This is a genomic window from Devosia sp. WQ 349K1 (assembly GCF_016595685.1).
Taxonomy (GTDB): Bacteria; Pseudomonadota; Alphaproteobacteria; order Rhizobiales; family Devosiaceae; genus Devosia.
In genome coordinates this window covers 612048-633513 of the sequence record NZ_JAENGO010000001.1, presented here as the reverse complement: position 1 = coordinate 633513, position 21466 = coordinate 612048, and the positions used below count along the sequence as shown (strand labels likewise).

Annotated in this window: 19 protein-coding genes; 14 read left to right on the top strand and 5 right to left on the bottom strand. The window is 57.6% G+C overall.

Features of this window, described 5'->3' with window-relative positions:
- Positions 1 to 81: 81 nt before the first annotated feature.
- Entirely contained in the window at positions 82 to 2976 is a 2895-nt protein-coding gene (gene uvrA, locus JHL21_RS02875; RefSeq protein WP_200211815.1) for an excinuclease ABC subunit UvrA, read from the bottom strand.
- 454 nt (positions 2977 to 3430) lie between these two features.
- Here uvrA and ssb point away from each other — a divergent pair, with 454 nt between their 5' ends.
- Both ssb and JHL21_RS02865 read left to right on the top strand, forming a co-directional pair.
- Positions 3431 to 3973: a single-stranded DNA-binding protein gene (gene ssb, locus JHL21_RS02870; RefSeq protein ID WP_182393905.1), complete on the top strand. Its 543-nt coding sequence runs from the start codon at positions 3431 to 3433 to the stop codon at positions 3971 to 3973.
- A gap of 272 nt (positions 3974 to 4245) precedes the next feature.
- Positions 4246 to 4923, top strand: a complete 678-nt coding sequence (locus JHL21_RS02865; protein WP_200211812.1) for an MBL fold metallo-hydrolase — start codon at positions 4246 to 4248, stop codon at positions 4921 to 4923.
- Position 4924: 1 nt separating this feature from the next.
- Here the strand turns inward: JHL21_RS02865 and JHL21_RS17955 are convergent, their stop codons facing one another.
- From JHL21_RS17955 to JHL21_RS02850, 3 genes are all read right to left on the bottom strand, one after another.
- Positions 4925 to 6175 (bottom strand): GGDEF domain-containing protein, encoded by a 1251-nt coding sequence (locus tag JHL21_RS17955; RefSeq protein ID WP_200211811.1) that lies wholly within the window; start codon positions 6173 to 6175, stop codon positions 4925 to 4927.
- Between the two features lie 57 nt (positions 6176 to 6232).
- Positions 6233 to 6763: a hypothetical protein gene (locus JHL21_RS02855; RefSeq protein ID WP_200211809.1), complete on the bottom strand. Its 531-nt coding sequence runs from the start codon at positions 6761 to 6763 to the stop codon at positions 6233 to 6235.
- Between the two features lie 145 nt (positions 6764 to 6908).
- Entirely contained in the window at positions 6909 to 9284 is a 2376-nt protein-coding gene (locus JHL21_RS02850) for an efflux RND transporter permease subunit (protein ID WP_200211807.1), read from the bottom strand.
- A 229-nt stretch (positions 9285 to 9513) separates the two neighbouring features.
- Between JHL21_RS02850 and gyrA the strand changes: the two genes are divergently transcribed.
- The 10 genes from gyrA to JHL21_RS02800 all read left to right on the top strand — a co-directional run bounded on the left by gyrA (position 9514) and on the right by JHL21_RS02800 (position 18060).
- A complete protein-coding gene (gene gyrA / locus JHL21_RS02845; RefSeq protein WP_367948148.1) occupies positions 9514 to 12336 on the top strand; it encodes a DNA gyrase subunit A in 2823 nt (940 codons plus the stop codon).
- 67 nt (positions 12337 to 12403) lie between these two features.
- Complete coding sequence (locus tag JHL21_RS02840) at positions 12404 to 12790, top strand: tautomerase family protein (protein WP_200211806.1); 387 nt, start codon at positions 12404 to 12406, stop codon at positions 12788 to 12790.
- A gap of 64 nt (positions 12791 to 12854) precedes the next feature.
- Positions 12855 to 13466, top strand: coding sequence for a LysE family translocator (locus JHL21_RS02835; protein ID WP_254081901.1), 612 nt, complete (start codon positions 12855 to 12857; stop codon positions 13464 to 13466).
- The gene (locus JHL21_RS02830) at positions 13439 to 13972 is read left to right on the top strand and encodes a GNAT family N-acetyltransferase (RefSeq protein ID WP_200211804.1); all 534 of its coding nucleotides are present in this window, start codon (positions 13439 to 13441) and stop codon (positions 13970 to 13972) included. Before JHL21_RS02835 ends, JHL21_RS02830 begins: the two co-directional genes overlap by 28 nt.
- A 17-nt stretch (positions 13973 to 13989) precedes the next feature.
- A complete protein-coding gene (gene coaD / locus JHL21_RS02825) occupies positions 13990 to 14484 on the top strand; it encodes a pantetheine-phosphate adenylyltransferase (protein WP_199532476.1) in 495 nt (164 codons plus the stop codon).
- 2 nt (positions 14485 to 14486) lie between these two features.
- Positions 14487 to 15065 (top strand): peptidylprolyl isomerase, encoded by a 579-nt coding sequence (locus tag JHL21_RS02820; protein WP_169194844.1) that lies wholly within the window; start codon positions 14487 to 14489, stop codon positions 15063 to 15065.
- Between the two features lie 127 nt (positions 15066 to 15192).
- The gene (locus tag JHL21_RS02815) at positions 15193 to 15705 is read left to right on the top strand and encodes a peptidylprolyl isomerase (RefSeq protein WP_199532478.1); all 513 of its coding nucleotides are present in this window, start codon (positions 15193 to 15195) and stop codon (positions 15703 to 15705) included.
- 149 nt (positions 15706 to 15854) lie between these two features.
- Complete coding sequence (locus JHL21_RS02810) at positions 15855 to 16304, top strand: DMT family transporter (RefSeq protein ID WP_210257045.1); 450 nt, start codon at positions 15855 to 15857, stop codon at positions 16302 to 16304.
- Positions 16305 to 16360: 56 nt separating this feature from the next.
- A complete protein-coding gene (gene queA / locus JHL21_RS02805) occupies positions 16361 to 17437 on the top strand; it encodes a tRNA preQ1(34) S-adenosylmethionine ribosyltransferase-isomerase QueA (RefSeq protein WP_200211803.1) in 1077 nt (358 codons plus the stop codon).
- Positions 17434 to 18060 (top strand): exopolysaccharide biosynthesis protein, encoded by a 627-nt coding sequence (locus tag JHL21_RS02800; RefSeq protein WP_200211802.1) that lies wholly within the window; start codon positions 17434 to 17436, stop codon positions 18058 to 18060. Before queA ends, JHL21_RS02800 begins: the two co-directional genes overlap by 4 nt.
- 6 nt (positions 18061 to 18066) lie before the next feature.
- Here the strand turns inward: JHL21_RS02800 and JHL21_RS02795 are convergent, their stop codons facing one another.
- A complete protein-coding gene (locus JHL21_RS02795) occupies positions 18067 to 18483 on the bottom strand; it encodes a hypothetical protein (RefSeq protein WP_200211801.1) in 417 nt (138 codons plus the stop codon).
- 190 nt (positions 18484 to 18673) lie between these two features.
- Here JHL21_RS02795 and tgt point away from each other — a divergent pair, with 190 nt between their 5' ends.
- A complete protein-coding gene (gene tgt / locus JHL21_RS02790; protein ID WP_200211800.1) occupies positions 18674 to 19801 on the top strand; it encodes a tRNA guanosine(34) transglycosylase Tgt in 1128 nt (375 codons plus the stop codon).
- A 23-nt stretch (positions 19802 to 19824) separates the two neighbouring features.
- Complete coding sequence (gene pgi, locus JHL21_RS02785; protein WP_169194838.1) at positions 19825 to 21465, top strand: glucose-6-phosphate isomerase; 1641 nt, start codon at positions 19825 to 19827, stop codon at positions 21463 to 21465.
- The last annotated feature ends 1 nt before the right edge of the window (position 21466 follow it).

The window sequence follows — 21466 nt, the reverse complement described above, 5'->3', positions numbered from 1 at the left end:
TGCGGGGCTGGTTGTGTTCGGTTTGCGGGTGGGAACTGTATATAAAACAGGGGCCTAGTGGCCCCTGTTGAGAGTTTGAATCTATTCGGCTGCGCGGGTCGCGTATTGAGGGCGTCGTTCGATGACCTCCTTGAGGTACTTGCCCGTATAGGATCGCTTATTCGCCGCAACGGTCTCCGGCGTGCCTGCGGCGACGACTTCACCACCACCATCGCCGCCCTCAGGGCCTAGATCGATCACCCAATCGGCAGTCTTGATGACTTCCAAATTGTGTTCGATGACGACAACGGTATTGCCGCCATCGACCAGTTCCTGAAGCACTTCCAAGAGCTTGGCGACGTCGTGGAAATGAAGCCCGGTGGTCGGCTCGTCGAGCATGTAGAGCGTGCGGCCGGTGGCGCGTTTCGACAGTTCCTTCGACAGTTTCACGCGTTGCGCTTCGCCGCCCGAGAGGGTCGTTGCCGGTTGGCCAACTTTGACGTAGCCAAGGCCGACGCGTTGCAGGGTGGCGAACTTGTCGCGAATGACGGGAACAGCGGCGAAGAACTCGACGGCTTCTTCGATGGTCATGTCGAGAACGTCGGAGATCGACTTGCCCTTGAACTGGACTTCCAGCGTTTCGCGGTTGTAGCGCTTGCCCTTGCAAACGTCGCAGGTGACGTAGACGTCGGGCAGGAAGTGCATCTCGATCTTGAGAACGCCGTCGCCTTCGCATTTCTCGCAACGGCCGCCCTTAACGTTGAAGCTGAAGCGGCCCGGGCCGTAGCCACGTGCCTTGGCTTCGGGGAGGCCCGCGAACCACTCGCGCAGCGGCGTGAAAGCACCGGTGTAAGTGGCAGGGTTCGAGCGCGGCGTGCGGCCAATCGGGGATTGGTCGATGTCGATGACCTTGTCGAGGTATTCGAGACCAGTGAGGCTTTGGTGCGGGGCGGGGACCACGCGTGCACCATTCAGGCGGCGCGCAATCGCACTGTACATGGTGTCGATCATCAGCGTCGACTTGCCGCCACCGGAAACGCCGGTGATGGCGACGAACATTCCCAAAGGAATGTCGACATCGACATTCTTGAGATTGTTGCCAGTGGCGCCCTTGAGCGAGAGCGATTTGCCCGCTTTGCCTTCGCGGCGTTCGGCGGGGATAGCGATCCCCATGCGGCCGGAGAGGTATTTGCCGGTTAGGGAATCCGGGTGGTCTAGAATGTCCTGCGGCGTGCCTTCGGCAACAATATTGCCGCCGTTGACGCCAGCGCCGGGGCCAATGTCGAGAACATAATCGGCGGTGAGGATAGCGTCCTCGTCGTGTTCAACGACGATGACGGTATTGCCGAGATCGCGGAGGCGTTGCAGGGTTTCGAGAAGGCGGGCGTTGTCGCGCTGGTGCAAGCCGATGGATGGCTCGTCCAGAACATAGAGCACGCCGGTCAGGCCCGAGCCAATCTGGCTGGCAAGACGAATTCGCTGGCTTTCGCCGCCCGACAATGTGCCGGAATTGCGGGACATGGAGAGATAGTCGAGGCCCACGTCGATCAGGAAATTGATGCGTTCGCGGATTTCCTTGAGGATGCGCTCGCCAATCTGCTTTTGGGTCGGACTCAGCTTGTCGGTGAGCTCATTGAACCACTCAGCGGCATTGCGGATCGACTTCTCCGTCACCTGACCAATGTGTAGACCATCGATCTTGACGGCCAAGGATTCTGGCTTGAGGCGATAACCGCCGCAGGACAGACATGGCTTTGCCGACATGTATTTTTCGATCTCTTCACGCGTGCCGGCGCTTTCGGTTTCCTTGTAGCGACGCTGCAAATTGCCGATGACGCCCTCAAACGCTTTTGACGTTTTGTATTGGCGCAGGCCATCGTCATAGACGAAGTCGATAGCAGTACGGCCGGTGCCGAACAGAACGGCGTGCTGAACCTCAAACGGCAGGTCTTTCCACGGCGTGGTCATGGACGCGCCGTAGTGGGACGCAACGGCCGCGAGGGTCTGCTGGTAATAGGGCGCGCTGGTCTTGGCCCAAGGTAGAATGGCCCCGTCCTTAAGCGAAAGCTCGGTATCGGGGACGATCTGATCGCCGTCAATGCCTTGCTCGGTGCCGATGCCGTCACAAACCGGGCAAGCGCCAAAGGGATTGTTGAAGGAGAACAGGCGCGGCTCGATCTCGGCAATGGTGAAGCCGGAAACAGGGCAGGCGAATTTCTCGGAGAAGGTCAGGCGACGCGGATTGCCTTTTTCGTCTTTCTCATCGGCGAACTCGGCAAAGGCAATGCCTTCTGCAAGACCAAGTGCCGTTTCAAAACTTTCGGCGAGGCGGCCGGAGATATCGGGTGAAACGACAAGCCGATCAACCACGACTTCAATGTCATGCTTGAACTTTTTGTCGAGGGCCGGAGCGTCTTCGATCTCGTGGTATTCGCCATCGATTTTGACGCGTTGGAAGCCGCGGCGCATCAGCTCGGCGAGTTCCTTCTTGAACTCACCCTTGCGGCCACGTGCAATCGGCGCCAGCAGATAGAGGCGTGTGCCTTCCGGGAGCTCAAGCAGGCGGTCCACCATCTGGGTGACGGTTTGGCTTTCAATCGGCAGGCCGGTCGCTGGTGAATAGGGTATGCCGACGCGGGCGTAGAGCAGGCGCAGATAGTCGTAGATTTCGGTGACCGTACCGACCGTCGAGCGCGGATTGCGCGAGGTGGTCTTTTGTTCGATCGAAATCGCCGGAGACAGGCCTTCGATGTGTTCCACATCGGGCTTCTGCATCATCTCGAGGAACTGGCGGGCGTAAGCGGAGAGAGACTCCACATAGCGGCGCTGGCCCTCAGCGTAGATGGTATCGAAGGCGAGAGAGGATTTTCCCGAGCCGGAAAGGCCGGTCATCACAATGAGGCTGTCGCGCGGTAGCTTGACGTCAATGCCCTTGAGATTGTGTTCGCGCGCCCCGCGGACGATGATTTCGCGGTTTTGGCTCGGCGGGTTCTTCATCTGGTCGTCCATGCTTCAAATGGCGCAGCGGCTGCTGCACCATGGGAGTTATACGGATTTGGCGAAAGCCATCACATAGGCTCGCGTTGGGTTGCGCGCAAGAAATGCTAACGCGATCGTCAACGCAAAGGTTTTCGAGTCCGGTTCAAATGTTTTGTGAACGTAAAGGGAACATTTTATTTGAGCAAGCCCCGAATACTGCGCGACTTCGGAAGTCTGCTTGCATCAAGCCTGCTGACAGACCGTGTCAGCAGGGGCTTGACCGGCGGGCTTTGGTGTGGAACATTTTGAGAACATTAGTCAGTTGTTAAGAACCTGAAATGCGCGCCTGTACCGCGAGGCGGACTGGTTTAAGGTGTCTGACTTAGGTGAGTGTCCCGCACCGGGGATGGCCTCACCTCCTTGGAGCGTCCCGTAACGGTGCAGACCGGGACTGAATTCGGAAGGATTTGCCATGGCTGGCAGTGTGAACAAGGTTATTCTCGTGGGCAATCTGGGCAATGAGCCCGAAGTCCGCAACCTGCCGAATGGCGGTAAAGTTGTAAACCTTTCTATCGCGACTTCTGAACGCTGGAAGGACCGCAACAGCGGTGAACAGCGCGAGAAGACTGAATGGCATCGCGTGGTGATCTTCTCGGAAGGTCTGGCGCGTGTTGCTGAGCAGTATTTGCGCAAGGGTTCGAAGGTTTACATCGAAGGTCAGTTGCAGACCCGCAAGTGGCAGGATCAGTCCGGTCAGGACAAGTACTCCACTGAGATCGTGCTGCAGAACTTCAACTCGTCCATGGTGCTGCTAGATGGCCGTGGCGAGGGTGAAGGTGGCGGTGGCGGCGGCGGTTTCCGTGGTCAGCAGGACGACGGTGGTTTCCGTGGCGTCAGCAACCAGGGCGGTGGCGGCGGCGGTGGCTACGGCAATCAGGGTGGCGCATCGCGTCGTCCTTCTTCCAATGCGCCAGTGTTTGAGCCAGGCGGCATGGATGACGATATCCCGTTCTGATGTCGCTTTAGCAGGCATGGAATTTTTGAAGGGCTGCTCGCGAGAGCGGCCCTTTTGCTTTTGTGACTGGCCAGAGGATGAGATTTGGGTTGGTGCGAGGGGGGATGCGCGCTAGAGTTTTGCAATATTGATGCAAAGCATAGGTTTGGTAGAGCGCTTTACACTCGGCAACCGTGGGAATTTTCTTGGAGGAAGAAATGGTACAACGACGTTCAGTTTTGTTTGGGATGGCACTGCTACCTTTGGGTGCGGCCGCGAGTGGAGGGTTGGTTATGGCGCAGGAGGCAGGCGCAGACACAATTCCAACCAGCGGGGGCGATCTGCTCATTCACCCAGTAAACCACGCCAGCCTCGTGTTGGAGTGGGGTGGCAAAGCGATTTATGTCGATCCTGTTGGCGGGGCTGAACTCTATGCGAACTTGCCGCCAGCCGATGCCATCGTGATCACACATGGTCATCAGGACCACTTCCATCTGCAAACGCTGATGGCCATCGCTGGGGATGCCAAGCTGATTACCAATCAGGAAGTGTTTGACCTTTTGCCGCCAGCACTGAAAGCCAATGCAACTGCTCTGGCCAATGGAGCAGAGGGTAGCCTGCTCGATATTCCCGTGCGTGCTATTGCGGCGCACAACATCACGGCAGACAGGATGAATTATCATCCCGTGGGCGTCGGCAATGGTTACGTATTGAGCTTTGGCGATGTGACTGTCTATGTGGCTGGCGATACAGAGCCAACCGACGACATGCTGGCGCTAACGGATATCACCGTGGCCTTCGTGCCGATGAACCTGCCGTATACGATGACGCCTGACCAAGCGCTTGAAGCGATCAATACATTCAAGCCCAAGATTGTTTATCCCTATCACTTTGGGAAAAGTGACCTCAGCCCACTGGAAACAGGGTTGGGTGAAGGGATCGAGTTGCGCATGCGAAACTGGTACGCGTGAATTAGCTGTCGCGGAACAGGCGCCACGTTCCGCGGCCGCTTTCCTTGGCCTGATAGAGGGCCAGATCGGCGCTGTGATAGAGTGTGTCTGCCACATCGTCGGCCTGACGCACGGCGACGCCAATCGAAATCCCAATCCGACACGATTTGTCGCCGAACATCATGGGGGCGGCGAAGGCCTCCAAAATGGTGCTTGGTAGAGTGTGATCAAAGGGCTCGGAAGCATCCGTCACAATAGCGAACTCGTCGCCACCCAAACGGGCCACGAGCGCGGAGGGAGGGACGACAGCTTTAAGGCGGCGCGCCGTCTCGATGAGGCAGGCGTCGCCTGCAAGGTGGCCGAAAGTGTCGTTGATGGTCTTGAAATTGTCGAGGTCGACGAGCAGGAGGGCGCCGACCGCCTGAGGCTTGGTACGGCCATGCAGATCATCGAGGCAGGATTGGAAGCGGATGCGGTTGGCGATGCCCGTCAGTGGGTCGGTTTCAGCCAGTAGGCGGGTTTGCTCGACGAGTGCGTGTTCTGCCGTGATGTCCTGCTTGACGCCATAAATCTGCGTCGGGACGCCATTGATGTGATCAATGGCGGCGGTAATGCGCAGAATGCGCTTATTGCCTTTCGCCGTAGTGATGTCAGCGTCCATAGAAAACCCGGTCAAGGTTTCGATGGCACGGGCCCGGCGTTGTTCAAGCTCGGCGGCTGACTCAGCGCTGTACAGGCGCAATACTTCATCGCGCGAAACGATCGTGCGACGTGGCAATTCGAAAAGATCGTAGACGCCATCGCTCCAAGACAGAATTTCGTCGGGCAAAGTACAGCCCCAGACGCCTATTCGCGCTGTGGCTGCGGCGCGCTCGACGAGCTCGGCGTGGTGATCGGCGGCTTTGCGATGCTGGCCAAGTGCGCTTTTGGCTAGAAGCGCCGTCGCCTTGGCGAGGGCCCGATAGAGGTCGGCGGAGGAGCGCCGCTCATAGGTCCAGAATAAGCACCAGCTGGCTTCGGTGGCGTAGGCCGAAAGGAAAGGCACGCCAATCAGGCTCATGCCATTTGGTAAAGTGTGTACCGTACCCTCGTCGGACCGGATCGGAGAATAGTTGAAATTGGCTAGGACGAGACCGAGCTGCATTTGCCATGCGCCGTCGGCCGACTGTAAGCCCGCGCCTTCCCAGCCAATGGCCGTGCGAACAGTGTCCAGCCATTCTTCGTCGGACTGCAAGCGATGCAGTGCCGAGATGAGTGGCTGGGACTGAGACACGATGATATTCCTTAAATTGACGGCGTATTCATTTTGTCGGGGCGTTAGCGCAATGGTTTAGTTTCGCGTCAGCGGAACTTCAGCGCGCAGGCTATCGCCGGACTCGATGTAAATGGCTTCAAAAACGATGCCGATGCTCTCGCCAGTGAGCTGGATCTGAGCCGAGATGTTGAGGTCTTTGCCCTTCTCGTCCTGCTCGCGTTCGCGCAGGTTGAAGATCAGATTGCGGCCGCGCTTCTGACCAATCGCCGTGGCGTGGAAGGTGGCGTTCGTGGTGAGGGCGGCTTCGTAGCGGCGCGTTTGCTCGTTGAATGCAACAGTGCCGGCGAGCGACATGGTGGTGCCTGCCAGAGTGCAGCGGCCATTGTAGTTCACCTTGTCGCCGTTGCCCTGGGACATGGTGAGGCGGCAGACAACGCTTTCTGTGGTTGCGCCGTAAAGCGTTCCACGACCGCGCCATTCACCAATGTAGGACTTGATCAGGGCGACATCCGCTGGCGCCGCAATGACCGGCGAAAGGCTCGTAGGTGCGCCGACAAAAACTGCGGCCAGCGCAGCCGAGCGCACGAAAGTCTTAAAGAATGTCACGGCCGAAGCCCCCCGGTATATGCGTTGCGTCTCTCTATAGGACGCAAAAACTTTTACTTTGTCGGCGTCATGCCTACTGAGAATCGTCATGCGACTCTAGGCGGAGCTCAAACTGAGCGGCAAGCTCGCTCAGCATAATCCGCTATCACGGTTTCGGATTTGTTGCCGATTTTAGATCCGGCGCGTGGGCGTCCATGTTGCTCCCAGCTTCTTCACCGAGTTGAACACTGATTTGCCCCAAGGGCTGGAAGAACTTTCCGCCAGCAACCAGCAGGGCCGGGAGAATGAAAAGATCTCCTATGAGCGCAAAAGCGAGCGTGCCGACGAACAGAGTGCCGAATAGGGCCACCTGTGGCAGGTCCGAGAACACGACGATGAACACGCCCGCGCACAGGATGATGGTGGTGGCGATGATGGCGCCGCCGATGCGGTCGATAGTGTGTTTGACGGCTTCCTTATGCTCGAGACCTTTGCTGCGGCGAGCATGGAGATAGTGTGAGAGGAAGTGGACGGTGTCGTCGACGGCGATGCCGAAGGCGATGGTGAGGGCGATGACGGTGGTCAGTTGAAGGCCTGCGCCGCTGAAATAGAGCCAGGCTTCGGTTGCCAAAATTGGGAAAAGATTGGGGATCGCCGAGGCCAGCGCGACGCGGAAGCTTTGGAAGGCAAAGCCAATGAGCGCCAAATTGACGAGCACCGATAGGGTTAGGTCAAGCTGCAGCCCGCGGACGATGTCATCGGTGGCCAGAGTGGCTAATACGCGGAAGCCGCCAACAGTGGCATCGTCAATACCGGCTGCACGAAGGTCTGCCTGCATGGCGTCGACCATGTCCTGCAAAGCGTCGGATTGAATGATCGTCGGGATAAAGCCCGTCACGAGCGCCTGCGAGCCTTCCTCATTGATGAAACGGCGCTGCATGAAGGGTCCGACGGATTCAAAGAGCTCGTCATGGGTTAGGCCCGCGGCAGCATATTCGGTGACGCTCGCGGCAGAGATGACCTTGTTTTCACCGACGTGTTTTTCGGTGATCGCGTGGACAGTCTGGATTTTCGTAAAGTCGAGGTCACTCAGGCCGTCGCCGGGATCGGCTAGGCCGATGCGGACATAGAGCGGGGCAACGCCACCAACACCTTCGTCGATGCTTTCGGCGGTGGCCAGGGCCATCGAGTCCTTGGCCATGAAATCTTCAAAGGAGAAGTGCGGCTTGATTAGCGCATAAGGAATGAGCAGCAGCAGAGTGACGACAATCGCTGCGACGGAAATTGGCCGACCGAATTTGTTGGCGAGTTTCCAGCTCAAGGGCAGGGGGGCGGTGAGGGCGCGGGAATAGCGCTTGGGCGGCGTAAAGCCGAGCTTGATCGCCAGTTTGAGCAGCAGCGGCAGGAAGGTCATCAGGCACACAAAGAGCAGGAATGTGCCCATGGCGCCGGCGATGGAGAATTCGCGAATGCCCTGACCCGGCGTGAGGGAGAGCGAGGCGAAGCTGACAAAGGTTGTGAGCATAGTAAGCGCTGCAGCCGGACCGACCAGTTTGACAGTGGCGTCTACGGCCTCGTTTGGCTCCATGCCGTCGCGCCAATAGCCAAGCCAGTTGAAGATGAAGAACATGGCTTCGGCAAAGGAGATCACCAGCACCAGTGTCGTCACGATAATGGTGAGGAAGGTGAAGGAGCCGAAGAAATAGAGCGCTGCGCCCATGGTCCATGAGACAGCAACAAATGGCGTGGCGGCGACGAGCAGTGCGCCCCAGAAGCTGCGGAGGGTTGCAAAGGCAATGATCGCGCCGAGGGCAAAGCCCCAGATGGTGAACTTGATTTGGTCCGACACAGAGGCATTGACCATTTCGCCGGTCCAAATCGGTGGGCCTGTAACCTCAGTCTGAATATCGGTGCTTTCGTAGAGCGCGAGGCTCTCGCGCAAAGAGGCAATCATGGCGGGGGCGCCATGCTCTGACACCATATCCTTATCGGTGAAGACGATGAGGACCACGCCATCTAGGTCCGGCGTGATCAGATTGCGCATCATGGGATCATATTGCTGCAGATCCATGAGCGTCATCGCCACTTCGTCGGGCGTCAGCATGTCCTCTGGCACAGCGGGAACGGAAGAGCCGTCCCAAGTTGGCGTGCGCATGGTGAAGGGGGACATGGTGCCGGTGACGAACTCGTTGAGTTCTAGCTCAAAGGCGAGGCTGCGGATTTCTTCCAAGACCTCGGGCTCGACCAACCGCTCAGCTGTGACCATGACATAGATGTCATTTTCGAAGGTTCCGAAGGTGCGAGAGAGGTCTTCATAAGCGTCATAGTGCTCGCCAGAATGGGCGAAGACGCGCAAAAGATCGCCGTCGACATTGGCTTTGGGGAGCTGGCTGAAGGTGGCAATCGACAAAAGTACAACGAGGAGCGCCACGATTTTGGGGTGGCGTAGGGTCGTCAGCCCGATGTGTTCCAGCCCAAAGCCGATAGAGCGCTTGTGCGTGACGCGGTCGAGCGCGCGTTTAAAAATGGACGGCTGAGACACTTGCGACCGACTCCCCGGTGTCGGAAATAGATTGCCGGATTTGTATGAAACCACCCTAGGCCCGTCTAGCGACAGAGCGCAGTTTCAAACTTCTGCTTCTCGTTCCAGAGCCTTGAAGCGGTGAAATCCTGTGAAAAGCCCCGTCCACAGGGTGGGGAGGTGCAAAATTGGTAATTTCCGGTGGAATCGCCTATCAATTAGGCCAACTGCATCAATGTAGAATCACACAGTGACAGACACGCCAGAAGATGGGGCAGGCGCTTCGCCAACCTCAGACATCGAACCGATCTACATCACCGACGAAATGCGCACGAGCTACCTCGATTACGCGATGAGCGTGATTGTGAGCCGTGCTCTGCCAGACGTCCGTGACGGCCTAAAACCTGTTCACCGTCGTATCCTGTTCTCGATGAGCGAGAACGGTTACGAGTACAACAAGCCGTTCCGTAAATCGGCGCGTGTGGTCGGTGACGTTATCGGTAAGTATCACCCTCACGGTGACTCCTCGATCTATATGGCCTTGGTCCGTATGGCTCAGGATTTCGCCATGGGCGAGATGCTGGCTCAGGGTCAAGGGAACTTCGGCTCTGTGGACGGCGATATGCCGGCCGCTATGCGTTACACCGAAGTGCGCATGCAGAAGATCACCAACTCTTTGCTCGATGACCTCGACAAGGACACGGTAGACTTCCGCGACAACTATGACGGCTCCGAGCGTGAACCGTCTGTGCTGCCTGCGCGCTTCCCGAACATGCTGGTCAACGGCGGGACGGGGATTGCGGTGGGCATGGCCACCAATATTCCGACCCACAATCTGAGCGAAACGATCAATGCCGCTTTGGCTGTTCTGGACAATCCAGACATCACCACTGAAGAGCTGATCGACCATTTGCCCGGTCCAGACTTCCCGACAGGCGGCATCATTCTGGGGCGTGCGGGTATCCGCCAGGCCTATGAGACCGGCCGTGGTTCGATCATGGTGCGTGGTCGCTCGACCGTGGAAGAGGTTCGCAAGGACCGTGAAGCTATCGTCATCACCGAAATCCCATATTCGGTGAACAAGGCGCATCTCGTTGAAAAGATTGCTGAACTCGTGCGCGAAAAGCGCGTCGAGGGCATTTCAGACCTGCGCGACGAATCCAGCCGCGAAGGCATGCGCATTGTTATCGAAGTGAAGCGCGATGCGCTTCCTGAGGTCGTGCTCAACCAGCTCTATCGCTACACCCAGCTGCAAAGCTCGTTTGGCTGCAACTTTGTTGCGCTGAACGGCGGTAAGCCAGAGCTGATGAATCTCAAGCAGATTTTGTCGGCTTTCGTGCAGTTCCGCGAAGAAGTCGTAACGCGTCGCGCACGCTTCCTGCTGAACAAGGCGCGTGACCGCGCGCATATCTTGGTCGGCTTGGCTGTTGCGGTGGCGAATATCGACGAAGTCATTGCGCTCATTCGTACCGCGCCCGATCCGGCGACAGCGCGTGAGCAGTTGATGACCCGTCGCTGGCCTGCGGCCGATGTCGCGCCGCTGATCAAGCTGATCGACGATCCGCGTCACCGTATGAATGACGACGAGACTTTCAACCTTTCGGAAGAACAGGCTCGCGCTATTCTCGAACTGCGTCTGGCTCGTTTGACCGCTCTCGGTCGTGACGAAATCGGCGAAGAACTGAATGGTCTTGGCACGGAAATCGAGGACTATCTCGACATTCTGCGCTCGATCACGCGTATTCGCGCGATCATTCGCGAAGAACTTGAAGCGATCCGCGAAGAGTTCGGCAAGCCGCGTCGCACTGAGATCACCGACCACGCTGCAGACTTCGATGACGAAGACCTGATGGCGCGCGAAGACATGGTCGTGACCGTGTCGCATGCGGGCTACATCAAGCGTGTTCCGCTCTCGACCTATCGTGCACAGAACCGTGGCGGCAAGGGCCGCTCCGGCATGGCGACGCGTGAGGAAGATTTCGTTTCGCGTCTGTTTGTTGCCAATACGCATACGCCGGTTCTGTTCTTCACCAACCGTGGTATCGCCTACAAGCTCAAGGTCTGGCGTCTGCCGCTCGCTGCTGTGAACGGCAAGGGCAAGGCCCTGATCAACATCCTGCCACTTGAGCAGGGTGAACGCATTACCTCCATCATGCCGCTGCCAGAGGATGAAACCACCTGGAGCAACCTCGACATCATGTTCGCGACAACGCGCGGTACGGTTCGCCGTAACTCGCTGTCCGACTTTGTCGAAGTGCGTCAGAACGGCAAGATCGCGATGAAGCTCGATGAGGGCGATTCCATCGTCGGCGTCGACACCTGCACCGTGAACAACGACGTGCTGATGACGACCGCACTGGGTCAGGCGATCCGCTTCCGCGTTGATGACGTCCGTCTGTTCAAGGGCCGTGACTCCATGGGCGTGCGTGGTATCGCGCTTGCCGAAGGCGACACGGTCATCTCAATGACGATCATCAACCACTCGGACGCGAGTGCGGAAGAACGTGCTGCCTACCTCAAGATGAGCCGAGCCGTTCGTGGCGAAGGTGAAAGCGAAGAGGGCGGTTCGGACGAAGGTGAAGTCGCTGCTGGCGAGTTGAGCCAGGAACGCTACGCTGAGATGAGTGCTGTCGAGCAGTTCATCTTGACCATCTCCGAAAACGGCTATGGCAAGCGCACCTCGAGCCACGAATATCGTATCACCGGTCGCGGTGGTAAGGGCATCGTGGCGATGGCGGTCAACAAGCGTAACGGCAATCTCGTTGCGTCCTTCCCGGTCGAAGACGCTGACCAGATCATGCTGATCTCTGATGGCGGCCAGACCATTCGTCTGCCAGTGGGCGGTGATAAGCCAATCCGCATCGTGAGCCGTGGCTCGCAGGGCGTGATTGTGTTCAACACAGCTGACGGCGAGAAGGTCGTTTCGGTCGAGCACATCTCCGAGCCGGAAGATGATGAAGACGTGGTCGTGACTGCAGCTGACGGTGAGGCTCCGGTCGATCCGACTGCGCCAGAAGCGCCGCCGAGCGAACCTGATGCAGGCGAGACGCCTCCAGAGGGCGATCAAGAGTAAATAATTGAAAGGGCCGTTCCATTGGGACGGCCCTTTTGTTTGTGCTGAAATATGAGTTGAGAGAGCTATGCCTTCAACGCGAATTGAAACACGACGTGGCTGGTTGGGAGAGAGGCGACGGGAGTTTCTGGAAGCCGTTCAGCGGGCGCTGATCACGGGCATTCTGATCCCCGAAAATGATCGCTGCGTCAGGCTTGTCGAGATTGATGATGAAGCCTTCATCACGGGCAAGGAGAAGGGCCCGGGTTATGTGGTGATTGAGATCAGCCTCTTCACCGGGCGGAGCATTGAGGCCAAGCGTCGTCTTTATGCTGCGCTGGTGGCAGAGCTCGCGCCATTCGGTGTTGCAGCCCATGACGTCAAGGTGATCTTGCACGAGGTTCCGCGAGAAAACTGGGGGCTCGGTGGGCTTCCGGCCAGCGAAATTGAACTTGGGTTCAAGGTTGACGTGTGACGCTTTAGGCACGCCCCCGATAGGGGCTTTGAGAACACACGCTGGGGGATGACGGATGGTCTCCATGTCTACGCTTCTGCCTTATCTGGTCGCTTGCTTCCTGTTGGCCATCGTTCCAGGCCCGACGGTGACGGTGATCATTGCCAATTCGCTGGCACGCGGCACTAAGGCCGGTCTAGCCATTGTTGCCGGTACGCAGGCCGGGTTTCTGGCGATGACATTTGTCGTCGCCCTCGGCATGGAAGCGCTCGTCGCGTTCATGGGCTGGGCCTTCGACATCATCAAGCTGATTGGCGCTGGCTACCTAGTCTATCTGGGTTGGAACATGTTGCGCTCCAAAGGTGAACTCGGGCAAGGCGCGGTGAAGACTGAGCGCTCCAATTTCCGCATTGCAGTAGAAGGGTTTCTCGTCATTCTGAGCAATCCCAAGGTGCTGATTTTCCTAGGCGCTTTCCTGCCGCAGTTTGTTGACCTCAATCAGCCGGCGTTTCCGCAGGTTATGGCCTTGGGGATATTTTTCATGCTGGTCGCGGGTTCTACCGACGCGCTGTATGCGCTAGTGGCGGGGCGAGCTCGCGAGTTGATCAGCGCGCAGCGCGTGCAGTTGGTATCGCGGGTTTCGGGGGTGATCCTGATGCTCGGAGCCGTGTGGCTGGCTTTCATGCAGAAGGCTTGAGGGGGCTGCAGATTTCCACGCTCACCATCTGCCGGTTGCAGGACGCACGCACACATTTGGATGTTGTCGCTGACCGGCTATGGCGCACTTGGTGGCAGCCATATGGCGAGACGCCCGAGAGCGTGAAGTCGGAACTCTCGGCAGTTTTGGACGCAAAGGAGTTTCCCTTTACGCTCGTCGCGCTTCTCGATGGTCGGTTCGCAGGGACTGTTACGGCAATCGACAGCGATATTTTCGAGCGCCCGGAACTATCCCCATGTCTGGCGGCATTATGGGTCGAGGACTGGGCGAGAGGTAAAGGCGTGGCCCGAGCGTTGGTTGCTGAGGTGACCATGCGCCTGCGACGGCTCGGGCATCACACAGTCTATCTCTCCGCGAAACCGCCGTTGCAGGCTTTTTACGAGAGACTTGGCTGGCAGATTATTGAGCGGAACGTTGGACCCGAGCTTTTGATCATCTTTTCCAGAGACTTGCCTCAGTCCTGTTCACATGAAAAAACGAGCTAACGTACAGGGAGGTTTTTGTGGCTAATCTTGTTGGGTTCTATCCTGGCTCGTTCGATCCGCTGACCAATGGTCATCTCGATGTTATTGAGCGGGCCTGCAAGCTCGTGGATGTGCTTGTTGTCGGTGTTGGTGTGAGTGCCACCAAAAAGAACCCTCTGTTCACACACGAAGATCGCACCGAAATTCTGCGACAGGTGCTCGGCCCGATCGGCGTGCGTACCCAGACCGAATTCAAATTCGTCGATTTCTCGGGTCTCATGGTCAATGTGGCGCGCGAACATGGCGCCAAGCTGATCATTCGCGGGCTGCGTGATACGACCGACTATAATTATGAAATGCAGATGGTGGGGATGAATGCGCAAATGGCGCCGGACCTACAAACTGTGTTTCTGCCATCAAGCCCGCCTGTTCGGCACATCTCGGCCACATTAGTGCGTCAGATCGCTGAAATGGGCGGCGATATTTCCGCTTTTGTACCTTCAATCGTTCTCAAGGCTCTTCAGAAGAAATGACCATGATTACTCGCCGTACTTTCGCTGCGCTTGCGCTGAGTGTTTCGCTGGTTGCCGCTCCCGCATTCGCCCAAGAAGGTAAGCCGCACCTCATCCTGACGCTAGAAGACGGCGTGGTCGATATTGAACTGCTGCCGGAATTGGCACCAAAGCATGTCGAGCGCATTGTCGAGCTGACCAAGCGTGGTGACTATGACGGTGTTGTTTTCCACCGTGTGATTGATGGCTTTATGGCCCAGACCGGCGACGTGCAGTTCGGCAAGACTGAGGGCGCTGAGTTTAACCTCGGCCGTGCGGGCATGGGTGGTTCGGATCTCCCAGACGTAGAAGCTGAATTCAACAAGGAAAGCTTCCAGCGCGGCATCGTCGGCGCAGCGCGCTCGTCGGACCCGAATTCGTTTAACTCGCAGTTCTTTATCACTTACGCTGACGCGAGCTTCCTCGACAACCAGTACACCGTTTTCGGTAAGGTTGCGTCGGGCATGGAACTTGTCGACGCGCTCGAAAAGGGCAACCAGTCCAACAATGGTTCGGTCGCTAACCCCGACAAGATCATCGACGCTGAAATCGAATATAAGTAAGAGCTCAGTCAAAGCCCCCGGAGCGTCTGGGGGCTTTGTCATGACTGTGGGAAGTGCCGAAGCGCTTGCGCTTGCTGCCCATACCGCCTAAACCCGCCCAACAAATTTTAAATCAAGAGGCAGTCACATGGCCTACGCCGATCCGGAAAACACCCTCGTCATCGAAACCACCAAGGGCAAAGTGGTTATCGCCATGAAGCCAGAAGTGGCTCCTGGCCACGTTGCGCACATCAAGACGCTTGCTCGTGAAGGCGCGTATGATGGCGTAGTGTTCCACCGTGTGATCGAAGGCTTCATGGCGCAGACCGGCGACGTGAAGTTCGGCAACACCAATCTGCCAGAATTCAACCCAGCTCGCGCTGGTACCGGTGGTTCGAAGTACCCGAACATCAAGGCTGAATTCAACGCTGAGCCACACGTTCGTGGCACTGCGTCGATGGCCCGCGCTCAGGACCCGAACTCGGCTAATTCGCAGTTCTTCATCTGCTTCGGCGATGCTCGCTTCCTCGACAAGCAGTACACCGTTTGGGGCAATGTGATCGAAGGCATGGAATTCGTCGATCAGATCAAGCGCGGCGAGCCAGTGATCAACCCGGATCACATGATCTCGGTTAAGGTCGCTGCTGACATCACCGAATAATTGTTTTCAGACTGGCGGCCTTCGGGTCGCCAGTTTGTTTTTGGCGACACAGTTCAAACCGTGTTGACCGACTCTGGAATGGAAGAGCGTAATTGCCGATGGGTTGATGGTTCATCCCCGTCGGGTCTTCTAGGGTCGCTGCTTTGAAAATGGATGCAATTCTTTGGGCGCTCGTGGGCGTCGTCGCTGGCGCGTGTATCGCTGTTCAAGCGCCAATCAATGCCAATCTGGGTAAAGCCCTCGAAGTCCCAATCGCGGCGGCGGCTGTGTCGTTTCTGGCGGGCGGGATTGTGCTCTGGGCGCTAGCGTTTTTGTTCAGCAATGTCACCGCCACCCCGATCAATTTTGCAGCACCGGCCTGGTGGACGCTGATCGCCGGCGGGCTGCTGGGCGCGGTCTATGTGTTTTCCAATATCACTTTGACGCCCATGATTGGGGCAGGTGCAGTGATGGCGCTGGCCGTGACCGGACAGCTTATGGCTGGGCTGTGGCTCGATAAAATCGGGTTTATGGGCATGGCGGTGCGTGAACTCAGTGTCGGGCGCATCACTGGTGCGGCGCTTTTGATCATTGGCGCGGTGATGATCCGGGTGCTTTAGACAGTGATTGCGAGAGCCGTGTTTGTGTTGCGGCGTGAACATGGTAACGAGCCGTCATGCGTGTTTCCGATTTCGACTTTGAACTTCCCGAAGACCTGATAGCCCTGCATCCGGCTGAGCCACGCGATAGTGCGCGCTTGTTGGTTGTGCGTCCGGGCGAGGCGCTCGTGGATAGCCATATTCCTGATTTGCTCAATCTGCTGCGTGCGGGCGACGTGTTGGTGGTCAATGACACCCGCGTTTTGCCTGCGGAGCTCAAGGGGCAGCGTATTCGGGGTGAGAACCGGGCAGGGGTGTCTTTCAACCTGCATAAGCGCGATGACGCCAATACGTGGCGCGCTTTTGCGCGGGGCGCCAAGAAGCTTGCTGAAGGCGATCTGCTCGAACTTGGGCAAGAGGGTGAGGCGTTGCGGGCCCAAATCACCGAAAAAGGTGATGCTGGCGAGGTGACGATTAAGTTTGAACTCTCGGGCGCGCAGCTCGACGAGGCTATTAAGGCCAATGGCGCGATGCCTTTGCCGCCCTATATCGGCGCGAAGCGTGGCATCGAGGAACGTGACAAGACCGACTATCAGACGGTTTATGCGGCTGAAGATGGTGCGGTGGCTGCGCCGACCGCTGGCCTGCACTTCACCGACGAGCTTCTGGCCAAGATTGAAGCTATGGGTGTCACAATCGAGCGCGTGACGCTGCATGTAGGCGCGGGGACCTTCCTGCCGATGAAGGCGGAAGACACCGACGACCACAAGATGCATGCCGAATGGGGTGAATTGGAGCAAGCAACGGTCGATCGCATCAATGCGCGTCGCGCCGCTGGTGGTCGTGTGGTTGCCGTGGGAACGACGAGCTTGCGCTTGCTCGAGTCTGCGTCGCGTCCGACGGGCAAGCTAGAGGCCTTCGTCGGCGACACCGACATTTTCATCACGCCGGGGTATCGCTTCAACACGGTTGATGTGCTGATGACCAATTTCCACCTGCCCAAGTCGACGCTGTTCATGCTGGTGTCGGCCTTTGCAGGCTTTGAGAAAATGCACGAGGCTTATGCCCACGCCATCGCTAATGGCTATCGTTTCTATTCTTACGGCGACTCTTCGCTGCTGCATCGCGCGCCACATGCTGAGGATGCTGCGTGAGTGATATTTCGGCGCCGATCGTCGGTTATTCAAACCGCATCGTTTCCGTCTTGCGCCGTCTGGCGGAGAGCGGTTCGCCGAAGCTGACGTTTGCTGAACTGATTGAGGCGATGGGGCAAAAATCCCATCGCCTTATCCTTTTGCTGCTGAGCCTGCTCAATATGGTGCCCGGTCCGCCAGGCTTCGGCGGCGTTATCGCCTGGACAATGATCGCTGTCGCAGGGGCTATGCTTTTGGGTCGGACAATCCGATTGCCGGGGATTATCGGGGATCGGCGTCTTCCGGTTGCTCCTCTGCTGAAGGGGAGCGAAATCGTGGCGCGGGTCTCGGCCATCGTGGCGCGGTTTTCGCGGCCGCGCCTGCGCTGGATGACCGGCGCGGTCATGACCATTCCTTATGCGGTATTGGTCGTCATTGTGGGGCTGGTAATGGTTGTTCCCATCCCGCTGATCAATGCCATTCCCAATGTTGGGTTGTGTATCGTGGCTTTCGCCATGCTGAACCGCGATGGCGTTGCATTGATCATCGGATTGATTGCCACAGCAATTGGGCTCGCTGTGGCTTTGGCGCTTGTTTATGGTGTTTTCCAGCTGGGAGCCGCGGCCGTTGGGGCGCTGGCTTAAGGCGGGTTAGTCGATCCTGGTCAGTCCGCCCGAGAACCCGCATGCGGCGCCGTGATAGTAACCACAGCCTTCGACTTCTTCGGTGATGAGTGTGCCATCGGGTGTGAGCTTGAAGGAAATCTCGCACATGCGGATGTTGTAGTAAGATTGTGGTTCAGACGGATTGTAGTCTTCATTCTCGACGAAGAAGTTGCCGCCCTCTGCGGTGAACAGCGCTTCACCATCAATGCCACCAGCACAGCCACCAGTGTCGCCAATCGGAACAACAGTTGAGAGCGAAACGCCATAGCGGTCGGCCTCGATATGGGTGATTTCGGCCGAGAGGTCGCCTTCACCTTCGCCGCTCCACTTCCCTGCAATATCTGCGTAGGCTGGTGCGGCCATGCCGACCACAATCGAAAGCGCTAAAGGGGCAAGGCGCATGCAAGAATCCTCCATATGGTTCTGATATTTTGGCGGAATAATTGAGGCACAAACAAGTTCTGTGTTTTCTGTTTTGATATGTTTGTTTTCCCGGTCTTCGTAGAACGCATGGGTAATGCGCTGAATATGGGTAACCGCTACGGGATAAGCTCCATTGTCCGACGGCAAACAAACGGCTAGAACGCAGGCCATGAAACAAGTCAACTTCTCGCTTCTCGCCACGGACGGCATGGCCCGTCGCGGTCGTATCGACACGCCGCGCGGTGAGATTAATACGCCCGCATTTATGCCTGTTGGTACCGTTGGTACGGTCAAGGCTATGTATCCTGAACAGGTCCGCGAGACCGGTGCGGATATTCTGCTCGGGAATACCTATCACCTCATGCTGCGTCCGGGTGCGGAACGCGTCGCCAAACTGGGCGGCCTGCATGACTTTATGGACTGGCAGCGCCCGATCCTGACCGACAGTGGCGGGTTCCAGGTTATGTCGCTGGCGAAGCTCCGCAAGCTCACCGAGAAGGGTGTGACCTTCAAGTCGCATATCGACGGTTCGAGCCACGAATTGACCCCAGAGCGGTCGATCGAAATTCAGACGCTGCTCGATAGCGATATCATTATGCAGCTGGACGAATGTATTTCGCTGCCCGCGCCGCGCAAGGAAATCGAGCGCGCTATGGAGCTTTCGCTCCGCTGGGCTGACCGCTCTAAGGTTGCGTTCAACAACCAGCAGAACCGTGCGCTGTTCGGCATCGTGCAGGGCGGGGATGACCCAGAGCTGCGTGCCCGTTCAGCTGCGGGCCTGAAGTCGATTGGCTTTGATGGCTATGCTGTGGGTGGTCTGGCTGTGGGTGAGCCGCAGGAAGTCATGTTCCGCGTGCTTTCCGACATTACCCCAGAACTGCCGACCGAGCGTCCTCGCTATTTGATGGGCGTTGGTAAGCCAGATGATATTTTGGGCGGTATTGAGCGCGGTATCGACATGTTCGATTGCGTCCACCCAACACGTGCGGGCCGACACGGTCACGCTTACACGCGTTTTGGCGTCATCAATTTGAAGAATGCACGCCATAAGGAAGATCATCGCCCGCTCGATGAGGCTTCACCAAATCCAAATTGCCGTCGTTGGAGCCGAGCCTATCTGCACCACCTCATCCGTACCGAGGAAATCTTGGGTGCGATGATCTTGTCGCAGATCAATCTGGCTTACTATCAAGAGCTTACGGCAGGTGCTCGCGCGGCTATTTCGGCCGGGCGCATGAACGATTTCGCTGCAGCAACTCGCGCCCAGTGGGCCGCTGGTGATATTGCGCCACTCTAATGATCGAAGAAGGGTTGGAACACATGGGTAAGTCTGGTCGTAAGGCAGGTTTCGAAGCGCTGAGCGAGATGGTCGATGTGATGGCAGAGCGCCCAATGCGTCTGCTGTTCGCTGAAGACCCAAACCGTTTCAAGCGCTTCTCGGCGGAAGGTGCTGGTATTCTTCTCGATTATTCGAAGAACCGCATCGATGAAGAGGTCATGGCCGCTCTGTTTGAGATGGCACGTGCAGCGGGCGTCGAAGAACGCCGTGCGCAGATGTGCGAAGGCGAACACATCAACATCACCGAAGATCGCGCCGTCATGCACATGGCGCTACGCTATCAGGGCGACAAGCCGGTGGAAGTTGATGGCAAGGACGTCATGCCAGACGTTCGTGAGGTCCTTTCAGCCATTGAGGCCTATACCAACGCTGTGCGTTCGGGCGATATTCGCGGCCATGGCGGCGAGCAGTTCACCGACATCGTCAACATCGGTATCGGTGGCTCGGACCTTGGTCCGGTAATGGTCACACTGGGCCTTGCGCCATACACCCGTGCCGACCTGCGCGCGCATTATGTGTCGAACGTCGATGGCGCGCATATGCATGACACGCTCAAGGGGCTTGATCCGGCCAAGACGCTGTTCATCGTCGCGTCCAAGACCTTCACCACCGACGAAACCATGACCAATGCGCATACGGCGCGCAATTGGTTGGCTTCGGCGCTCGGCGAAGACGCTGTTCCGAACCACTTTGCTGCCGTTTCGACCAATATCGCTGCCTGCGCTAAGTTTGGTATCCGCGAAGACCGTATCTTCGGTTTCTGGGACTGGGTCGGCGGTCGCTACTCGGTGTGGTCGGCGATCGGCCTGCCAGTGGCACTGGCCGTTGGCTTTGACAATTTCAAGAAGTTCCTGGCTGGCGCCGACGCTATGGACCGCCACTTCCTTGAAACGCCACTGGAAAACAACCTGCCGGTGATCATGGGCATGTTGGGCGTGTGGTACCGCAACGCTTGGGGGTTCTCGACCCATGCCGTGTTGCCTTATGACCAGCGCCTGAGCCGCTTCCCGGCCTATCTCCAGCAGCAGGACATGGAAAGCAACGGCAAGTCCGTGACGCTTTCGGGCAAGAACGTTGGCTGGTCGACTGGGCCAATCGTCTGGGGCGAACCCGGCACCAATGGTCAGCACGCTTTCTACCAGCTGATCCATCAGGGCACGGACGTTATTCCGTGTGACTTCCTGATCGCTGCGCAGCCACATGAACAGCTGCCGCCGCATCACGATAAGCTGGTCGCCAATGTGTTGGCACAGTCTGAAGCGCTGATGCTCGGCAAGACCGAAGTTGAGGTCGTCGAAGAGCTTAAGGCTCAGGGCCTGTCGAAGGACGAGATCAAGGAACTGACCCCGCACAAGGTGTTCCCCGGCAATCGTCCGTCCAACACCCTGTTCTACAAGCAGCTGACGCCGGAATTGCTTGGTGCGCTGGTCGCGCTCTACGAACACAAGGTGTTCGTGCAGGGCGTGATCTGGAATGTGAATTCCTATGATCAGTGGGGCGTTGAGCTCGGCAAGCAGCTGGCTAAGGCACTGTTGCCAAAGGTGCAGGGTGAACAGGCCGCAGAAAACCATGACAGCTCCACGCAGGGGCTCGTCAAATACTACCTCGCCAACAAGGCATAAG

Bases quoted from the DNA above. Each gene is read 5' to 3' on its own strand.
- JHL21_RS02810 (WP_210257045.1), top strand. From the start codon at position 15,855: ATGGATGCAATTCTTTGGGCGCTCGTGGGCGTCGTCGCTGGCGCGTGT.
- JHL21_RS02815 (WP_199532478.1), top strand. From the start codon at position 15,193: ATGGCCTACGCCGATCCGGAAAACACCCTCGTCATCGAAACCACCAAG.
- JHL21_RS02835 (WP_254081901.1), top strand. From the start codon at position 12,855: ATGTCTACGCTTCTGCCTTATCTGGTCGCTTGCTTCCTGTTGGCCATC.
- queA (WP_200211803.1), top strand. From the start codon at position 16,361: ATGCGTGTTTCCGATTTCGACTTTGAACTTCCCGAAGACCTGATAGCC.
- JHL21_RS02795 (WP_200211801.1), bottom strand. From the start codon at position 18,483: ATGCGCCTTGCCCCTTTAGCGCTTTCGATTGTGGTCGGCATGGCCGCA.
- tgt (WP_200211800.1), top strand. From the start codon at position 18,674: ATGAAACAAGTCAACTTCTCGCTTCTCGCCACGGACGGCATGGCCCGT.
- uvrA (WP_200211815.1), bottom strand. From the start codon at position 2,976: ATGAAGAACCCGCCGAGCCAAAACCGCGAAATCATCGTCCGCGGGGCG.
- JHL21_RS02865 (WP_200211812.1), top strand. From the start codon at position 4,246: ATGGCGCAGGAGGCAGGCGCAGACACAATTCCAACCAGCGGGGGCGAT.
- JHL21_RS02840 (WP_200211806.1), top strand. From the start codon at position 12,404: ATGCCTTCAACGCGAATTGAAACACGACGTGGCTGGTTGGGAGAGAGG.
- JHL21_RS02820 (WP_169194844.1), top strand. From the start codon at position 14,487: ATGATTACTCGCCGTACTTTCGCTGCGCTTGCGCTGAGTGTTTCGCTG.
- ssb (WP_182393905.1), top strand. From the start codon at position 3,431: ATGGCTGGCAGTGTGAACAAGGTTATTCTCGTGGGCAATCTGGGCAAT.
- pgi (WP_169194838.1), top strand. From the start codon at position 19,825: ATGGGTAAGTCTGGTCGTAAGGCAGGTTTCGAAGCGCTGAGCGAGATG.